This is a genomic window from Providencia sneebia DSM 19967, from assembly GCF_000314895.2.
In the GTDB taxonomy this organism is placed as follows: domain Bacteria; phylum Pseudomonadota; class Gammaproteobacteria; order Enterobacterales; family Enterobacteriaceae; genus Providencia; species Providencia sneebia.
In genome coordinates this window covers 2,096,329-2,114,817 of sequence record NZ_CM001773.1, presented here as the reverse complement: position 1 = coordinate 2,114,817, position 18,489 = coordinate 2,096,329, and the positions used below count along the sequence as shown (strand labels likewise).

The window sequence follows — 18,489 nt, the reverse complement described above, 5'->3', positions numbered from 1 at the left end:
TACTGTCTGTGTATAAATTTAATGTAATACTACGGGATGGCTATCTAATGAATATATTTGAATCTTAATCATTTCAGAAACCGGGTCTTCTGGACAATGTTCTATGAAATAATTTAAATCACTCAGTGCAACATGGTTGCAATCAAGATGAACAAGGATTAACCCTCTATCCCGAATCTCATAAGGATCTTCTGGGTCAAGTACCAATAGCGTTTCGCAAACTTTCAATGCTAGCTCCATCTTCTTCTCTTCCATTAATGATGCTTTGAGCGTATCAAATAACTTACGAATGATAACGCTATTTTCAGCGACATCAAGCTGTTCATCATCTAATTCAGAGTAGGGAGATAAGGTTGCTTTTAGCCAAAGGTTCAATGTATGCCAAGAAAGCGTTTCACCATTTAACGGGTTAATGTACCACCGTGAACCGTCTTCTTTTTTGACGAGAAGTAGAAGCTGTGTTGGGAACACAACAGGAACGATATCTATTTTTAGCTGTTCGGCAATATAAAGAAAAATAGAACCAAGCGAAACAGGAGTCCCCTGTTTTGACGCTAACACTTTATCTAACCAAAGCATATCCGATAACGCATAAATACCTTCTGCACTACCAAACTTCCATTCTCGATAAAAAATATGCATTAACTGGTTAATTTTAGTTTCATTATCCGCTTGAAGATCTACCGCCGCTTTAGCCGCTTTTACTAAGCTATCTAATTGAGCTTGAATTTGCATAAATGGGAAATCAACACGGATATGCTGCGAAACTATCATAATACCTTTAACTAAAGGTATTTTGTTAAACTCAATATTTGTTATGGCTTCCATCACTTTTCCATTGCTTTATTTCACTGCATCAAATACTGCCCCAATGAAATTCTGTCTCGACCACCATAATCTTGACAGGTTTGGACATTGCAATACCCATTTTGTTGGAATAATTCACGCACTACAGCACCTTGTTGCCATCCGTGTTCAACTAGCAACCATCCTTGAGGTTTTAAGTATGCTGTCGATTCAGACACAATATGCGATAAATCAGATAAACCATGGTTATTGGCCACTAATGCACTCAAAGGTTCAAATCTTACATCCCCTTGCTGCAAATGGCAGTCCATCTCATCAATATAAGGAGGATTACTCACAATCATATCAAAATGTTGTGGAGAAAGTGAGGTGAACCAATCACTTTGCAAAAACTGTACATTTTTAATTGTAAGACGCTGCTGATTACGCTGTGCAAGAGCCACAGCATCAGCACTGAAATCAATACCAGTCACTGAATAATCTGGCCGTTCAGATGCGATTGCTAATGCAATCGCTCCAGTACCAGTACCAAGATCAAGAATACACGCAGCTTGCTGAGGTAAACGTGCTAACGCCTGCTCAACCAAGCATTCAGTATCAGGACGAGGAATAAGTGTTGCAGGTGACACGAATAATGGCAAAGACCAAAATTCGCGCTCACCAATTAAATAAGCAATAGGCTCACCAAGCTCTCTGCGTTGTAATAAACGTTCAAGCTCTGTTTGCTCTTGAGGATTAAGTTCTGTTTCTGCAAAAGCGAAAACATAAGTACGACTTCGCCCCGTAACATGTTGAAGTAAAATTTCAGCATCCCGTTTTGCACTATCATTAGCTGAAAAACTATCACTGGCTGACAACCTAGCAATAGCTAACTTAATCCATTCGCTATATTGCATTAATCTTGCTCAGATAAAGCAGAAAGTTGATCAGCTTGATATTCGTTAATAATTGGTTGTATTAACGTATCGAGCTTACCTTCCATCACTTCATCCAGACGATAAAGTGTTAAGTTAATCCGGTGATCAGTCACCCGACCTTGTGGGAAATTATATGTTCTGATTCGGTCAGAGCGATCACCACTTCCCAACAAATTACGGCGTTCAGAAGCTTCAGCTGCATGGCGTTTATCCATCTCAGCCTGACGAATACGCGAACCTAGAACAGACATCGCTTTTGCTTTGTTTTTATGCTGCGAACGTTCATCCTGACATTCAACCACAATTCCCGTTGGAATATGGGTTATACGGATTGCTGAGTCAGTGGTGTTAACGTGCTGACCGCCCGCCCCTGATGAACGGAAAGTATCAATTCGCAGGTCTGCTGGGCTAATTTCGGGCAATTCTGCTTCGGGTAATTCAGGTAAAATAGCAATTGTACAAGCTGATGTATGGATACGGCCTTGAGATTCCGTTTCAGGAACGCGCTGAACACGATGCCCACCAGACTCAAATTTCAAGCGGCCATAAACACTATCACCAGAAATTTTTGCGATAACTTCTTTAAAACCACCATGTTCACCATCACTGGTGCTCATAAGCTCAACTTTCCAACGGTTTGCTTCCGCAAAGCGGCTATACATACGGAACAAATCACCCGCGAAAATAGCTGCCTCATCACCACCCGCACCTGCACGAATTTCCAGAAAACAGTTATATTCGTCATCGGGATCTTTAGGCAATAGAAGCAATTGCAGTTGCTGTTCTAGCTCATCATTGCGTACTTTGGCATCTTTTAGCTCTTCTTGAGCCATTTCTTTCATTTCAGGATCACTCAGCATCATTTCTGCTGTTTCAATATCATCCTGCACAGTACGCCATTCGCTAAAACATTTTGCGACATCCATCAATTGAGCATACTCTTTCGACAAAGCGCGAAAACGGTCTTGATCGGCAATCACACTTGCATCAGCAAGGTGTGCTTGAATTTCTTCATAGCGTTCCTGTAATGCTTCCAGTTTTGCGACAATAGAAGGCTTCATTCGTTATATCAAACCTATGATTAAAATGTGGTTATTGATGGTTCAGCCCTAGGCTGTCCCTCAGTATATTCAGACGTTCCACATCACCATCTCCAGCAGCTTGCTGCAAAGATTTTGTTGGTGCGTGGATCAGACGATTAGTCAATTGTTGGGTAAGTTGTATGATGACTTGTTCAGGATCAGCGCCCTGATTAATTGCTGCTATCGCTTTTTCTGTCATCCCCGCGCGGATTGCTTCGGCCTGTTCTCTGTAATCGCGAATTGTAGACACTGCGGCTTGCGAGCGCAACCAATCCATAAAATGATGACTTTCTTGTTGTACAATAAATTCGGCTTCAACCGCAGCTGCTTTTCGTTGAGCAAGATTTTGCTGAATAATAGATTCTAAATCATCAACAGTATAAAGATAAACATCTCTTAGCTTTTCAACATCTTGCTCAATATCACGGGGAACTGCAATATCAACTAATAACATTGGTTTACTACGGCGAACTTTCATTGCCCGTTCAACCATTCCCTTACCAATAATAGGTAAAGGGCTTGCTGTTGAACTAATCACAATATCAGCTTGAGATAAGCGGGTATCAATATCGGACAATGTGATAACTTCCGCATTAACTTCATTAGCCAGCTTTTGCGCCCGCTCACGAGTTCGGTTAGCTATCATCATTTTTTGTACACCATGCTCACGTAAGTGACGAGCAACCAGCTCTATCGTTTCGCCGGCACCGACCAACAAAATATTCAGATTTTTTAAAGATTCAAATATTTGTCTTGCTAATGTACAAGCTGCAAATGCAACAGAAACCGCATTTGCACCAATTTCTGTTTCTGTACGAACACGTTTCGCCACAGAAAAAGATTTTTGAAATAATCGCTCTAATTCACTTGATAAAGAATGGTTATCTTGAGAAAGCGCAAAGGCCTTTTTCACTTGACCAAGAATTTGTGGCTCACCTAAAACTAAAGAATCTAAGCCACTCGCAACACGCATAAGATGACTGACGGCGCTATCACCTTCATGCCAATATAAGCTAGGTTTTAAATCTTTATCTTTAATTTGATGAAAATCACATAACCATTTAACCAATTGTTCTTGCGCTTGGTCTTGTGATTCAAGGCTTAAATATAACTCAGTTCTATTACAAGTAGACAGCACAACGCCACCACTGACTTGAGGTTGTTTCAATAACTCCTCAAGTGCGTGGTCGATTCTCTCCGGTCCAAACGTTACCCGCTCACGCAGGGCAACCGGTGCCGTTTTATGATTAATGCCTAAGGCTAATAAGGTCATTGTGCTTTATTATGTTGCTCACATTACTAATTATTATTCAGCAGTAATAATCGGGTATTACTTGCTCGCCTGTTCGCTATTGTAAATGATCCGAACAGCGCTTTCTATCTTTCTGTTTTCTATCTTTTTATATAGATAGCAACATTAATAATACATCAATATATTACTGATTATTGTTTGTGATGTATGATTTTTCGTTATGCATATTAACATAGTATTATAGCTAGATATAATACATATATACACCAATTAATTCGTATTATAAAAACCCAAGCATTCAATTTTATGTTCGACTTTCTCGCTTAATTAACAATGCATTAGAGATTCGTTAACTGCAAACTAGGTTATTATATACCAACGTTATCTTTGATCACTGAGAAATGACCAATGTTATCAATAGGTCAATCCTATTTAATCTGATTGATATATTAGCAATTTTGATGCACTGTTTTAAACTTAAGTACACTAACATCGTGTTTTTTGTTAATGATGAACATTTAATACACATTAAGGTAAATGTGTGTTTATATCATTGATAATACGCTGCACTTTGACTAGCATCACCATTAATATTAAATCGAAATATATCTTATTTTTCACTCAATGATTTTGAGAACAGCTATGCAACTTTCAACTATTATTAGATTGCCATCTTACTCAGCGATCTCCCGTTATTTCTGGCGTATTTTGCCATTATCTTGCCTATTATTGACGGCATGTGTAACAAATCAGCAAACCACTATGGGTGTAGGTTCAGTGTCAGACCAACAATGGGAAGTTCACCAACAAGAAATTAATGCCCTACGTCATTATCAAACGCGTGGCTCATTTGTTTATGATAGCGGCGAAACCAAAACTTATGCTAAATTTTTCTGGCAACAATATACGCCGGAAAAATACCGTTTATTGCTAACCAACCCACTAGGTGGACGTGAATTAGAACTCACGGTTGAACCCGATTTAGCGCGCTTAACCAACAAAGATGGCAAAACATATATGAGTGATGTTCCCTCCGAGCTAATTTACCAGCTTACGGGAATGGAAATTCCCCTTGATGACTTAACGGCTTGGTTAATTGGCTCACCAGGAAGAGCAACCGACTTTAAACTGGATAGCAATCATCTCTTAAAATCAGTAAGTTTTGAGCAAAATGGTGAAAAATGGCAGCTCAATTACTTATCTTATGACAAAAATACCAATCCAATATTACCCAGCCACCTAGAATTGCATCAGGGTTCCCGGCTGATCAAACTGAAAATGGATAGCTGGACGTTACAAAAATGACATTAACTTGGCCTTCTCCTGCAAAATTAAATTTATTTCTGTATATCACTGGGCGTCGTCCCGATGGTTACCATGAATTACAAACTTTGTTCCAATTTGTAAATTATGGAGATGAAATTACCCTCACTTCCCGCAATGATGATCAGATTAATCTATTGACACCAATGAGTGGCATTCCACCAGAACAAAATTTAATTATTAAAGCTGCAAAATTATTACAAGATTATTGTCGTAATACATTAAATTTAACGTCACCTTTAGGCGCCGATATTCATATTCATAAAATTTTACCTATGGGTGGCGGTATCGGTGGCGGTTCTTCTAATGCAGCGACCATGTTAATTGGTCTCAATGAACATTGGGGAACTCATATTTCAGATGACACACTTGCAGAATTGGGAAAAACACTTGGGGCAGATGTTCCTGTGTTTGTCCGTGGACATGCCGCTTTTGCTGAAGGTATTGGTGAAATTTTAACCCCAGCAGAGCCTAAAGAGAAATGGTATTTAGTTGCACACCCCGGAATTGAAATAGCAACGGCGACGATCTTCACAGATCCGCAATTAAATCGAAATTCTCCAAAATGCTCACTAGCCGCATTATTACTGGATCCGTTCGCTAATGACTGCGAACCAATCGCAAGAAAACGTTTTCGTGAGGTTGAACAGCTCGTTTCTTGGCTGTTACAATATGCTCCGTCTCGCCTGACTGGAACAGGAGCTTGTGTTTTTTCTGAATTTGAAACACAAGCTGATGCCCTTAAGGTGTTAAATAAAGCCCCATCGTGGGTGCATGGTTTCGTGACTCAAGGAGTCAATGAATCGCCACTGCACAAATTCCGCGCTGGGATAACCCGTGTATTGCACCAACAGTAAATAATATTTGTTCTGTTGGTCAACAATATCTCTCTGGACGCAAGCCTGAGGTTTTTCTCGTGCCCGATATGAAGCTTTTTGCTGGTAATGCTACACCGGAACTAGCACAACGTGTTGCTAATCGCCTTTACACTAATCTTGGAGACGCGGCTGTTGGTCGTTTTAGCGACGGTGAAGTCAGTGTTCAAATTAATGAAAATGTTCGCGGTGGTGATATTTTTATCATCCAGTCAACTTGTGCACCTACTAATGACAACCTAATGGAATTGGTTGTTATGGTTGATGCGCTGCGCCGAGCATCTGCTGGTCGTATCACCGCTGTTATCCCTTACTTCGGTTATGCAAGACAAGATCGCCGCGTACGCTCTGCCCGTGTACCAATCACTGCGAAAGTTGTTGCCGATTTTCTGTCCAGCGTTGGTGTTGACCGTGTTCTCACTGTTGACCTTCATGCAGAGCAGATCCAAGGCTTCTTTGATGTTCCTGTTGATAACGTGTTCGGTAGCCCTATCCTTCTAGAAGATATGTTACAGAAAGATCTGGAAAACCCTATCGTAGTATCTCCAGATATCGGTGGTGTCGTACGTGCAAGAGCAATTGCAAAACTTCTGAATGATACTGATATGGCTATTATTGACAAACGTCGCCCTCGCGCAAACGTTTCTCAAGTAATGCACATCATTGGTGATGTTTCAGGCCGTGACTGTATTTTAGTCGATGATATGATTGATACTGGCGGTACACTGTGTAAAGCAGCTGAAGCACTGAAAGAACGTGGTGCAAAACGCGTATTTGCTTACGCAACTCACCCGATTTTCTCTGGTAATGCTGTCGACAACATCAAAAATTCAGTTATTGATGAAGTTATTGTCTGTGACACAATCCCTCTTTCACCTGAAATTAAGGCATTGAACAAAGTTCGTACTTTAACCCTTTCAGGTATGCTGGCTGAAGCTATTCGCCGCATCAGTAATGAAGAGTCAATCTCAGCAATGTTTGAACACTAAGATACTTGTTCACGAGGCTTTTTAAGCCTCGTGTTTTCTTACTGTTTACCTATTGATGAAATAACACAGCAATTAAATAAAACCCCAACAGTAGTTTACCGCTGTTGGGGTTTTATTTAATTTGCACAACCTAAATTTAATATCTCTTAACTATTTAAATAACGCTGCAAACAAAAATGGGTTTCATCTTAGTCATAAAAATGAAACCCACTCTTTTTAATGAAGATAAATTTTATTAAGCCAACAATAATAATTAAGAATAATAATTATCTAGAATATTAGCTTTCTTATGGGTAACGATGGCTATCATGGTTTGAACAACGATAATGTTTTATTAACCAATAACGGTCGGCAACCTTTTCTCTGCCACCTAATTTTGCTCCAGCTAGCCAAATTAATGCACCAACAAAAATTCCGCCAAGCGAACCTGTTGTGACCATATCTGATAAATTCAGACTAAGTATATGCACAGATAAGTTCAGTGCGATGCTTCCTATCATAGCAACCAAACCAATACCCATTAAAATATTACCGACTAAAAATGCTGTTTTACGTTTCATATCTATCTCCTAAACAAGTAGACTGATAAGTAAGCGCTTTTAAAAATAATGAAAAATATATTTTTATAGACTAATTATAGTGCAATAAATAAAATTATTTGCGATAGCTATCACATGAAAGACCTTCTGTTTCCCTTTCTACGCAAATAGTGCTTTTTTAAGTATCACTTTGCTAACTCACTCGATATAACCTTTATTTATTTTGACTGAAAGTACATTCAATTTTGAACATCCCGCTTTCACAAGGTAAACTACCTATTATTTTTTACTAAACTAACTGTGAAATATTAGCCGTGAGCAAAATTAAATTAATTGTAGGCCTTGCTAACCCAGGTGCTGAATACGCACAAACCCGCCATAATGCTGGTGCGTGGTATGTTGACCTCCTCGCTGATCGCCATAATCAACCACTTAAAGAAGAAGCAAAATTTTATGGCTATACCGCTCGCATTAATATTAACGGTAATGATGTTCGCTTGCTTGTCCCAACCACGTTCATGAATTTAAGTGGTAAATCAGTATCCGCAATTGCAAATTTTTATCGTATTAATCCTGATGAAATATTAGTCGCACATGATGAATTAGATTTATCACCCGGCGTGGCGAAAATGAAATTAGGTGGCAGCAACGGTGGGCACAACGGACTAAAAGATATTCAAAGTAAATTTGGTAATAACCCTAATTTTTACCGTTTACGTATTGGTATTGGACATCCTGGCGATAAAAATAAAGTTGTCGGATTTGTTCTTGGCAAACCACCAATTTCTGAACAAAAACTAATAGATGAAGCAATTGATGAATCATTGCGCTGCACAGACATCCTATTAAATGATGGAATGGAGAAAGCAATAAACCGTCTCCATAGCTTTAAAGCAACAATCTAGCCTGAAAATAGATACGAAGAGTTCCTTCGTTAAAATTAACTTTTTGTGTATAATCAGCGCCAATTTTCTAATAATCAGGGGCAGTTATTAACTGTCTTTAGCTATTTAAGGTGAGAAATATATGGGTTTTAAATGCGGTATTGTTGGTCTGCCTAACGTGGGTAAATCCACTTTGTTTAATGCTCTGACCAAAGCCGGCATCGAAGCAGCCAACTTCCCTTTTTGTACAATTGAACCGAATACGGGCGTAGTACCAATGCCTGACCCGCGTCTTGATCAATTGGCTGAAATTGTAAAGCCTCAGCGCATTCTGCCAACAACAATGGAATTTGTGGATATTGCAGGTCTTGTAAAAGGTGCATCTAAAGGTGAAGGTTTAGGAAACCAATTCTTAACCAATATTCGCGAAACTGAAGCCATTGGTCATGTAGTACGTTGCTTTGAAAATGACAATATCATTCACGTTGCTGGAAAAGTCGATCCAGCAGAAGATATTGAAGTTATCAATACTGAGCTGGCGTTAGCTGACCTTGACACATGTGAGCGAGCTATCCACCGCGTACAAAAACGTGCTAAAGGTGGCGATAAAGATGCAAAAGCTGAATTAGAAGCATTAGAAAAATGCTTACCGCATCTTGAGCAAGCGGGCATGCTACGCACTTTAGATCTTTCAGCTGAAGAAAAAGCAGCAATCCGTTATTTAAGCTTCCTAACATTGAAGCCAACAATGTACATTGCAAACGTCAACGAAGACGGTTTTGAAAATAACCCTTATTTAGACGTTGTATATAAAATTGCAGAAGCAGAAGGTTCAGTTGTTGTGCCTGTTTGCGCATCAATTGAGTCGGATATTGCAGAACTTGAAGATGAAGATCGCGATGAGTTTATGGCAGACCTTGGCATTGAAGAGCCTGGCTTAAACCGTGTTATTCGCGCTGGTTATCAATTATTAAACTTACAAACCTACTTCACTGCTGGCGTAAAAGAAGTGCGCGCATGGACAATCCCTGTTGGTGCAACCGCACCACAAGCAGCTGGTAAAATTCACACTGATTTTGAGAAAGGTTTCATTCGCGCACAAACTATCGCATTTGAAGATTTTATCAAATACCGTGGTGAACAAGGCGCTAAAGAAGCAGGCAGAATGCGTGCCGAAGGTAAGGATTATATCGTACAAGATGGTGATGTACTCAACTTCCTGTTCAATGTGTAAGCCTACACTTTAGTCTCACACTATTTCATAAAGTATCACTTTATAATAAAACAGCATAAAATTCATAATATTAACTGGGTTTTATGCTTTTTTTATCTCACTAAGTTTCATAAAATCTCGCGATTAAATGAGTACGTAACTGAGTACAATTTATTTATCTTCCCTTTTTAAGTGAGTATAATAATATCAACTTACATAAAATCATGATGCATGGGTGTGTTAGCTTTGAAATATAACGATATTTATAAATTTTTCAGCAAAACCTATAATTTAACACACCCTTAATTAATCCTTTGATTTATAGGTGGTTATTATTTTATTTAACCTAACCACCGCTTATACTCTAAATAATTCGAGGTGCAGCTAAGCGACAGTAAATGAGTCGCTAGGAGCATACATAAGTATGTGACTAGTGCGAATGTGCGCAGTCAACAACGCTGCAACTTAAAACATGGCGAGTAAATACTCTAAATAATTCAAGGTGCAGCTAGGCGACAAGTAAATGAGTCGCTAGGAGCATACATAAGTATGTGACTAGTGCGAATGCGCGCAGTCAACAACACTGCAACTTGAAGTATGACGAGAATAAAATGAATAGATATGATGTATCTAACAGCGAAGGAAAATTTGCTGACGGCTCTGATGAAGAGGTACTGGCTAACAAGCTAGGGCTTTCAAACGTTGATGATATCAATGATGCTGAGCTTGTCCTGTTAGAAAAACTGTATCACGTCATTTTTGATGAACAATTCCCCTCTGAGCAAATTACCGTATCACTTATCCAGCGCTGGCACCGCCAATGGTTAGGGAATGTTTACGAGTGGGCAGGTCAATTACGCACAGTAAATATTAGCAAAGGTGGCTTTATGTTTGCCCCTGCGAGTCGTGTTGCAAGGTTACTTGCTCAATTCGAGAAAGAGCACTAGCAAAGTATACACCCTGCACCAATATAAGCCGAGAACAAGCCATAGAAGCTATTGCCACGGTGCATGTGGAGTTAATTCTGATACATCCGTTTAGGGAAGGAAATGGGCGCTTATCGCGCTTACTCGCTGATGTGATGACGGTAGTTGGACTCAACACCCCGAACAATACATTTCAGCAATCCACACAGGGTTAAACCTTAACTATGAACCCATGAAATATTGGGTTAACGAAGCCTTGAAAGCGAACTAAATCGCAAGTTTCAAATGCCCAAACTTCTCACGCTTTGCTTTCATTTCTTCTTCAAGACGACGAGATTCCTGCCCTGTTTCAATCGCTGTAGAGGTTGCTATCGAGCGAATAAATTGAGTACGAGTTGGTTTTGTTACTTGAATTAATTCATTCTTTTTCATGGTAGTCTCACTTTAAACTGGCGATAGTACATTTTATCACCATTGTTTTATATGGCAACACGGATCATAGTATACCGCCAGATATATGAATATAACTAGCTCCTCAGACAAAACTCATCAGCTGAATTAATTGAAAAGAATAAGCTTCTAGCGCTAGACTATAGTCTTAATAACGCTGAACAAAAATAACTCACTGAGATAAAGGTTGTATTACTAGCTCGAAAGTTTTTCCTATTAACGTAATATAGTCTGCTGAGAGCAAAAAGTAGACGTTTAGTTTACGACAACTGTGGGTTTGCATTACATTAAACATAACATCCTGTCACTAACCCTATCCTTAATGTTCTTGTGCATTCCGCCCCAGCTATTGTAGGTGGTGCGATTATTGGTCAATTTCGTACCTAAATTTGGCTAAATATCATTAAGTCTTAATTGCATTTCACCTGGCTTTGAATGCAATATACTCAAAGCCAATATTTAGACCTTACTGGTAATAAAATACCCACGTAGCGTAATTATCCTGTTACCCAGACAACATTAAAAATGTTGCATAATATATGGGATAATGAGATTATGTTTTCGGGCATGTGGTGTAAATGGTTAGCACGTTCCAGTTAATTCTGGAAAGGTCTTGGTTCGAATCCGGCATGCCAAAATAACCTTAATAGAGATTATTTTGGCATCTGGATTCAATTTTCATATCAACTGTGTCAAAGTTGAATCAATAATATTAGCTGTATCGGGAGATTAGATTTGAATTCAGATACTCCGCCCCCCACTGGAATTTCTATTGCTTCTCCAGAATATATTGAGAAAGTGAAGCGTTATCATGATGATAATTTCAATGCTGTAAACTCTGCTTTAGAGAGTATAGAAAAGCAGTTGAGAAAATCCCTTTCTAAAAATGATGAGTCTGGTGAGCTAACCTTCACTCGTATCTACACAATGATGCTTGGAGTCTGGTGTGAAGCGAGGCTTCATAAGCTTCTGTATGAAAAAAATGTTTTTTCGGAGTATGAAAGGAGTGTTGTATATAATACAAGTTCGCTTGGCGATCGCTGGAAAGCTGCTCTTGAGCTTGGACTCAAAAAGTATTGCAAACTTAGTCCTGAAGACAAAATTTCCAATAAAACGGTAACCTTCTCCGTATTAAATATGTATAAAGAAATCCAAAACTGGATTTCTGATTATTTTCTGCCAGCATTCACTTTGCGGAACAAAATTGCTCACGGTCAATGGATTAAACCATTCACTAATACCCAATCTGCGTGGGTTGATACAAATAATTTTAATATCTGTGGATATTTAATTTCATCCTTGTATGGTGAGAATGTGTTGACAACAACCATTAAAGTACAGCTCATCAAAGAAATATCTGTAACTATCAACAATTTAGCCGTCGACAGCGATATTTATAAGGTAGAAGATTTTGATATTCGATATAAAGAGGTATCGACAATAATTGAAAAGTTGAAGCAGGTAGATTATCCAGCATTCAAGAAGAACATTGGTGGAACATTCAAACATCCATCCTGATTTATCAACCTTTTCCGTAATTCTCTCCCAATTCCTGAGATCTTTTGATACTTACTAAACTTGAAATCTATCGTTATCTTGCTGATATCAACCATCTACGAATCCTATCAAGGCCTATTTTAAACTACCATTTCGGTACTGAAAGCTTCTACAAAGTTGGTCATATCTAACCTAAACCAAAAAACTCATCATTGTCAGTTACTCGCTGTCTACAATAGAGTGGTTTAAGTAGCACCGTTCACAACGCTATTTGAAGGAATTCAATTTGAAGTAGTAGGTAATTCAAAGTTTCGTCGATACATCTAATGTCCGCATTTGGCACTAAAGTGCCCTCAAGAGAAAAGCGGACAGGAACATTCTGGTTAATAGATATCAATGCTAACAAAAAAGCTCCCGGTGGAGCTTTTGAAACCGCTTCCACATAATGAAATAAAAGGATTTATTTCTGGTCATGCCTACACATTGACCACGTCGAAATAAGTAGCCCCGCTTCGCGGAGCTACTTAAGATAATTTCTATGTAGTTCCATGCTATGATTTAATTTTCAAATTACAAAGTCTAAATCTACAAATGTCCATTTGGGCGTAAAATTACAAAATCCTATCTATACTAATACGAAATTCTTCAAAAACTCTTCCAAGGACTCGCCTGGATTATCGTTTTCTGATGAAATCATGCCTATTCTCCATTGTTCCAATATTTCCTCTTGAATTGGGTTTGGTCGTGGTAAGAAAATATAAGACTTTGGCTGTGCTTCTTCTAACCTTTGCTCTTTCCAAAGCTTGGACAATTTATAAAATAGTAGTCTGATATTAATATCTGACAGACTATACCCAATAAAAAGAACTGATTTCCCGAGAACATCAGATCTAAACTTTATATCCAAGGGAGTCTCAAACTCTAACCGTTGAAAGTAACTTGTTTCATCTAATACAATTGAACTATCGTCATCAAAGTCCCCATGAAACTTTATTATTTGCGTCTTATTATTATCTATTTTCGCAATATCAGAAACTGATGATATTTTTGTATACTCTTTACCATAGTTTGATAAGGCAGTTTCAATCCAGCGGTCGTAATTTGTAGTATATATAATAGGGAAATTAGCTTTAGCTATGTACTCGTGAACTTTAGACTTTTTGATATCTATATCGCTAGAGTGCCACATTCTGTCCATCCAGCTTCTAAGAGGCCCTATCTTGCCTTTTTTCAACTTGTAATACTCAGCTAACTCTAGTGCACTACCGAATGTACGATATATATCTGGGTCATAACCTAACTCAGTTGCAATGTGATCAACCAATTGACTCCATGATGGCAAACCTAAGTTCATTGACACACCAGCACCAACAAAAAGGATAACATTTCCTTTTTTATAATCAGCAAGTAATTGCTCCATTATTTTCCTCCCTCTAATAGATATTCTTTAAATTTATCGAAAGCTTTTTTCCTCATAGATATTTCATTTTTCCTGTCCCCCATCTCAGCAAAAGTCTCACTTTCGCCATCAGGAATAAATATGCAATCCCATTGAAAATCTCGAGGGCCTTTTGGCACAGGAGATATCGAACCTTGAGTTTCACCTTCGAAAATATAGGTTTTCATCGAATCACAATAGCCGATTATTGTTTTAGCAACTAGACGAGGGTTTTCACTTGTTCCTAATAATTGTGAAAATTTATCAGCTTGAAGCTTATCCCAAAATATTTGTGTTAAGCCACCCGGAAAACCATTGAGGCTTTCTATATATAGTCCAGTATGTTCGACAAAGACCGGTCGCCCAACTAATTTAAATGCTTTTAATAATTTATCTTTAATTAACGCATGGACATTTTCAGTTTGAATTTCATCTATAGAGTGTTCAGATGCTAATACAACAACTCCTGTACCTGATAGAATTTCATTTATTTCTTTAATTTTATGTCTATTTCTGGTTATGAATCGAATGTTCATTTCACACCTTTAAGAAAGCTATATCGCTTTTGAGTTTCATACATATTATCCATGACTATAAAATTCTTGGTCTCTTGCATAAATGCGACATAATCTTCGCTCAAGCTTGATCTGTGAATAGCTGGATTATCAGAGCAAATCACAAACGGAATATTATGGTTAATCATTTCGCCAACTGGATGAGGATCGATATCAGAGACTGCACCTGTCAAACGATTACTAATAGGACAAACCTCAATACAAATGTCCAGTTCTCTAATCAAATCCATTATCTCCGGAGATCTTATAACAGCAGTACCATGTCCGATACGATCAGCTCCATAACTAATTATGGCACTCCTTATGTTATCAGCATTTCCAGTCTCACCCGCATGAATTGTTATGCCTAGTCCATATTTGTCTTTAGCACTTCTAAATAAACTTGCAGTCTCAGGTGGTGGTGTTATATCTTCATTACCAGCCAAGTCCAAACCAATCACCCCTGCTGGGCATCCTAGACTTTTGTAAGCACCAAGAAGAGAACGAAGATGTTCGGGAGCATATTCACCACGCGTAATAGTTAGAATAAGCCCGGCTTGAATTTTGAATTTTCTAGAAAAAAAGTCAATATCATCTAAAACCCACTTCAATGCTTCGGAAACAGAAATGTTATTAAGGAGTGCTATGTATATAATGCTATTTCTTAATTCAACAAACTTAATATTCTCAGCAATTAGATTTGAAAATGCACTCTCAATCATAATAGATAAATCAAAGCGACTAGCAGGAATAAGCCTTAAAAACTGCCATGGCTTTAAATAATCCACTAGTGAGCTTGCTGGGTGTGTTACATTCAAATCAGTATCTATATTAAAATGTTCAGGCATTTCAATAATATTTTTTTCTAAGACCCCCCTAATTACTTGAGTGCTTACCAATCCATTCAAATGAACATGTAATTCTCCTTTATCCATCATTCGAGCTTCGTAAAGATCCATTTTAATTACCTTATATATCTAAACTCTTAATTTTCTCTTTTTTACCATAGGTAATAATCTAAAATAAAGACCTTGTTGACTAATCCCTCATGTACAAAATGCACACTTACTCAAAAGGATTTGGAGGCAATCTCGACCACCATGATTTAGTTCCTGGGGATAAGCAGAAATCTAGCAGTGGTTCAAAACACCAAAGTAAATATAATAATCAATGCGTTACAATGATTTTTTATTCGCATCCATGTGCCCGCATGATGTTGGGTGCGACGGTGCTGGCACGACTTCACCTGGTGAAACTGCAGTTGATATTCTGACACTGATGATACCGCTTCTTTGTGGTATCAGAGAAATATCGACTTGTGCGCGCGTGGGAGGTGTGATGGCATTTTGGACAGTGAAACATGGTGAGCACCTCTTAACAATTCCGATGCGTTAATCTTGCTCACTTTATTCATATAAAACAAATTGATACATTTATTTTTCTATTCAGAAAGGGGGGGCTTCGGGAAGGTGCAGTTGGACTTTCAATCGATGCCGTTGCAAAAGAGGCTGGCGTCAGTAAGGCAACGGTAATGTACGATCATAAGTCAAAGCAAGATTTGCTCAGCGGTCTCATCAGTCGCCTTATGTCAGCAGAGGAGGAACGTGTTCAGCAAGCGATAGCGGAAAGTAATAATACCCCGCATCTCGCACTCTATGCGCGAATTATTTCAGCCAGTAATGCTCTCAGTCATACCGAGAGAGCAGTAGTACTGGCGGTCAGCGCATCGTTAGCTAACGATACGAATATCAGGGACACCATGCGTTCCTGCACAAACAAAGATTTGGATGAGATAAAAAGAGGACCAAAACCAGACGCTGCCGCCCTGGCATATCTGGCGTTATCTGGTCTCTACTGCCTGGAACTTTTTGATTTTTACAAATGCTCTCCTGGCGAGCGAGATAAAATTATCGAAGGCATTCGCTGTTTGTATGAATCATACTGACAAGTCTGAATAAATAATGTCTCCGGGAATGACATTTCATGTGCGACTAATTCGCGATATTCCTATACGTAAAGGTCCGCTCTTGGCACAGAACAGACTCACTAATAGATATTGTTCTGTGCCCTAGTAATTATATTTTAGGCTTAATACCTACCTATAATAAATATTTTCGCTGCCGCCGCAATATACTAACAACTATGCTTTAATACTATCTCCAAGTATGGATGCTGCCAATCGTTATCCGATGGTTTGAGTATTGCAGACTTTTTGGAAACTAACTTGTCACATACCCACCTACAACACGCCTGCTTATCAGGTGCGAACCTTAAATTTGCTACATTACAATATGCTGATTTAAGAAATACGGATTTAACTCACTGTGACCTTACAAAAGCGAATTTAACGGGCGCTAATTTACAAGGTGCAATATTGTTTAACGCTGACCTTTCACATGCAAACCTAACAAATGCCAATTTAGCGAATACAAAACTTTGTGGAATTAATTTGATGACGGTTATATTTTAATACCTGCTTAAGAGCAGCGTGTTAATTAGATTTAATTGATAGTCTAGGCAACAAATAACAAATCTATCTTAATAAAAAGGAAATTTGATGGAACTTATCCCATTAATCTTCACTGTTTCAGTAATATCACTTTCATCGGTCTATGCAGCCACAGTAATATATTGAAATCTGTATAACCCTTTCAATGCATAATTGATCCCACAGAAATGACATTTATCAGGACACACTCCGCAACAACGCCAGTTTTTACCGTTTTCTTGCAACGCTGCGCCCTGAAACCCCATTGGTCGTACTACGGCAACATGGACGAATTAGCTATCAGCCTTGTTGGAAGCGACCCCGCATGTAGCATAAAAAGAATGGCAAGGCTTGTTGGTTCCGAATGATGCCGGATGGGAAAGCTTAAGTGAGGTAAAGATTCATCAGCCAAGAGAGATTTGTGAATGGCCTGATTTACCCCATCAAAGCATGAAACCGTTGGTGCGCTGGCTGCAAGAGGATGGTAGGGATTATTTGCGGTATTTGATTTATTGGAAAAGCCTGTGTTAATTGTGTTTTATTCTTCAATTAATATTAATTTATTGTCACTTCAAAATTTAACCTGCATGACATCCTAATAAAATAAATACTAGAGCGATTCAGTAACGCCTTATCGCGTTTATCTGACATGAGATGCATAAAATTTAGGATAAGATAAAATGAAATTTACCTTATTGCCATTTGACGGTATATTGGCGCTTAAAATACGTATCCATTAACACAATATGCGCAACAAATTATCTTTGCCTTCCAACCAAGATAGTCATAAATATATTATCACCGATAAAAGGGAATTTGAATGAGTCACGAAACGCGTTGTATTTTTTCTGAAGGTAGCGTCATTCTGCCTGAGGGCTACAAAGAACAAACCATCAACATTCTGATTTCCCCCACTGGCAATGCGGTTAACATTTCTCGGGATGACAAACCCGCTGATGAAACCTTTGATGACTATGTTGTTCGCCAAAAGCAACTTTTGCAACGCTCCTTGAAAGATTGGCAACTCCTTGAAGAAAAGCCTTCTGTGCTCGGTGAGGATGGCATTAACGGTCATCTTATCAGTTCACGCTACCGCCCCAATAAAAAGCAGCAAGTCTATCAAATTCAAGCCGTTTACCCTTTCAGTAATACCCAAACCCTGATTTTTACAATGTCATCACCTAGCGCCTTTAACGATGAGCAATGGGCATGGATGAATACTCTCTTGCTTAGCTTTCAACCAAGAGGGTAATTG

General features: G+C 38.6%; 18 protein-coding genes and 2 pseudogenes. 10 read left to right on the top strand and 10 right to left on the bottom strand.

Translation table 11 applies throughout. The features are described 5' to 3' along the window. Window positions 1-18: 18 nt before the first annotated feature. Genes sirB1 through hemA form a run of 4 tightly spaced genes read right to left on the bottom strand, consistent with a single transcriptional unit; the run spans window position 19 to window position 4,079 of the window. Entirely contained in the window at window positions 19-828 is an 810-nt protein-coding gene (sirB1, locus tag OO7_RS08770; protein ID WP_008915593.1) for an invasion regulator SirB1, read from the bottom strand. Window positions 829-848: 20 nt separating this feature from the next. Then, window positions 849-1,703, bottom strand: coding sequence for a peptide chain release factor N(5)-glutamine methyltransferase (gene prmC / locus OO7_RS08765; RefSeq protein WP_008915592.1), 855 nt, complete (start codon window positions 1,701-1,703; stop codon window positions 849-851). Next, on the bottom strand, window positions 1,703-2,785 hold the full coding sequence (gene prfA, locus OO7_RS08760; protein WP_008915591.1) for a peptide chain release factor 1: 1,083 nt from the start codon (window positions 2,783-2,785) through the stop codon (window positions 1,703-1,705). Before prfA ends, prmC begins: the two co-directional genes overlap by 1 nt. 31 nt (window positions 2,786-2,816) lie before the next feature. After that, window positions 2,817-4,079, bottom strand: coding sequence for a glutamyl-tRNA reductase (gene hemA / locus OO7_RS08755; RefSeq protein ID WP_008915590.1), 1,263 nt, complete (start codon window positions 4,077-4,079; stop codon window positions 2,817-2,819). A gap of 621 nt (window positions 4,080-4,700) precedes the next feature. Here hemA and lolB point away from each other — a divergent pair. The 3 genes from lolB to prs are packed head-to-tail and all read left to right on the top strand — an operon-like array spanning window position 4,701 to window position 7,245. Beyond that, entirely contained in the window at window positions 4,701-5,363 is a 663-nt protein-coding gene (lolB, locus tag OO7_RS08750; RefSeq protein WP_008915589.1) for a lipoprotein insertase outer membrane protein LolB, read from the top strand. Next, the gene (gene ispE / locus OO7_RS08745) at window positions 5,360-6,238 is read left to right on the top strand and encodes a 4-(cytidine 5'-diphospho)-2-C-methyl-D-erythritol kinase (protein WP_008915588.1); all 879 of its coding nucleotides are present in this window, start codon (window positions 5,360-5,362) and stop codon (window positions 6,236-6,238) included. The genes lolB and ispE overlap by 4 nt, the downstream gene beginning before the upstream one ends. A gap of 59 nt (window positions 6,239-6,297) precedes the next feature. Next, complete coding sequence (gene prs, locus OO7_RS08740) at window positions 6,298-7,245, top strand: ribose-phosphate diphosphokinase (RefSeq protein WP_006661866.1); 948 nt, start codon at window positions 6,298-6,300, stop codon at window positions 7,243-7,245. Window positions 7,246-7,532: 287 nt separating this feature from the next. On the opposite strand, the gene ychH is transcribed toward prs, so the two are convergent. Further along, window positions 7,533-7,805, bottom strand: coding sequence for a stress-induced protein YchH (gene ychH, locus OO7_RS08735; RefSeq protein WP_008915587.1), 273 nt, complete (start codon window positions 7,803-7,805; stop codon window positions 7,533-7,535). A 293-nt stretch (window positions 7,806-8,098) separates the two neighbouring features. Here ychH and pth point away from each other — a divergent pair, with 293 nt between their 5' ends. From pth to OO7_RS08720, 3 genes and pseudogenes are all read left to right on the top strand, one after another. Then, window positions 8,099-8,689: an aminoacyl-tRNA hydrolase gene (gene pth, locus OO7_RS08730; protein ID WP_008915586.1), complete on the top strand. Its 591-nt coding sequence runs from the start codon at window positions 8,099-8,101 to the stop codon at window positions 8,687-8,689. A 121-nt stretch (window positions 8,690-8,810) separates the two neighbouring features. Further along, complete coding sequence (ychF, locus tag OO7_RS08725; RefSeq protein WP_008915585.1) at window positions 8,811-9,902, top strand: redox-regulated ATPase YchF; 1,092 nt, start codon at window positions 8,811-8,813, stop codon at window positions 9,900-9,902. A gap of 590 nt (window positions 9,903-10,492) precedes the next feature. Next, window positions 10,493-11,078, top strand: a pseudogene (locus tag OO7_RS08720) (Fic/DOC family protein). Here OO7_RS08720 and OO7_RS16955 read toward each other — a convergent pair. Continuing rightward, a complete protein-coding gene (locus tag OO7_RS16955) occupies window positions 11,075-11,239 on the bottom strand; it encodes a hypothetical protein (protein WP_008915584.1) in 165 nt (54 codons plus the stop codon). The pseudogene OO7_RS08720 and the gene OO7_RS16955 sit on opposite strands and share 4 nt — an antisense overlap. 753 nt (window positions 11,240-11,992) lie before the next feature. Between OO7_RS16955 and OO7_RS08715 the strand changes: the two genes are divergently transcribed. After that, window positions 11,993-12,775, top strand: coding sequence for a hypothetical protein (locus tag OO7_RS08715; RefSeq protein ID WP_008915583.1), 783 nt, complete (start codon window positions 11,993-11,995; stop codon window positions 12,773-12,775). Window positions 12,776-13,379: 604 nt separating this feature from the next. Here OO7_RS08715 and OO7_RS08710 read toward each other — a convergent pair. The 4 genes and pseudogenes from OO7_RS08710 to OO7_RS16825 all read right to left on the bottom strand — a co-directional run. Next, window positions 13,380-14,174 carry an SIR2 family NAD-dependent protein deacylase gene (locus tag OO7_RS08710; protein ID WP_008915582.1) on the bottom strand — a complete coding sequence of 265 codons (795 nt, stop codon included), beginning with the start codon at window positions 14,172-14,174 and terminating at the stop codon, window positions 13,380-13,382. Then, window positions 14,174-14,728: a non-canonical purine NTP pyrophosphatase gene (locus tag OO7_RS08705; protein ID WP_008915581.1), complete on the bottom strand. Its 555-nt coding sequence runs from the start codon at window positions 14,726-14,728 to the stop codon at window positions 14,174-14,176. The genes OO7_RS08710 and OO7_RS08705 overlap by 1 nt, the downstream gene beginning before the upstream one ends. Further along, window positions 14,725-15,705, bottom strand: a complete 981-nt coding sequence (locus OO7_RS08700) for an amidohydrolase family protein (RefSeq protein WP_008915580.1) — start codon at window positions 15,703-15,705, stop codon at window positions 14,725-14,727. The genes OO7_RS08705 and OO7_RS08700 overlap by 4 nt, the downstream gene beginning before the upstream one ends. Before the next feature lie 289 nt (window positions 15,706-15,994). Continuing rightward, a pseudogene (locus OO7_RS16825) lies at window positions 15,995-16,108 on the bottom strand (ogr/Delta-like zinc finger family protein); the annotation flags it as partial. 46 nt (window positions 16,109-16,154) lie between these two features. Between OO7_RS16825 and OO7_RS08690 the strand changes: the two are divergent. The 3 genes from OO7_RS08690 to OO7_RS08680 all read left to right on the top strand — a co-directional run bounded on the left by OO7_RS08690 (window position 16,155) and on the right by OO7_RS08680 (window position 18,486). Beyond that, complete coding sequence (locus OO7_RS08690; protein WP_043892688.1) at window positions 16,155-16,691, top strand: TetR family transcriptional regulator; 537 nt, start codon at window positions 16,155-16,157, stop codon at window positions 16,689-16,691. Window positions 16,692-16,940: 249 nt separating this feature from the next. Then, a complete protein-coding gene (locus tag OO7_RS08685; protein ID WP_043892687.1) occupies window positions 16,941-17,216 on the top strand; it encodes a pentapeptide repeat-containing protein in 276 nt (91 codons plus the stop codon). Between the two features lie 838 nt (window positions 17,217-18,054). Continuing rightward, complete coding sequence (locus tag OO7_RS08680) at window positions 18,055-18,486, top strand: DcrB-related protein (protein ID WP_008915576.1); 432 nt, start codon at window positions 18,055-18,057, stop codon at window positions 18,484-18,486. Window positions 18,487-18,489: the final 3 nt, after the last annotated feature.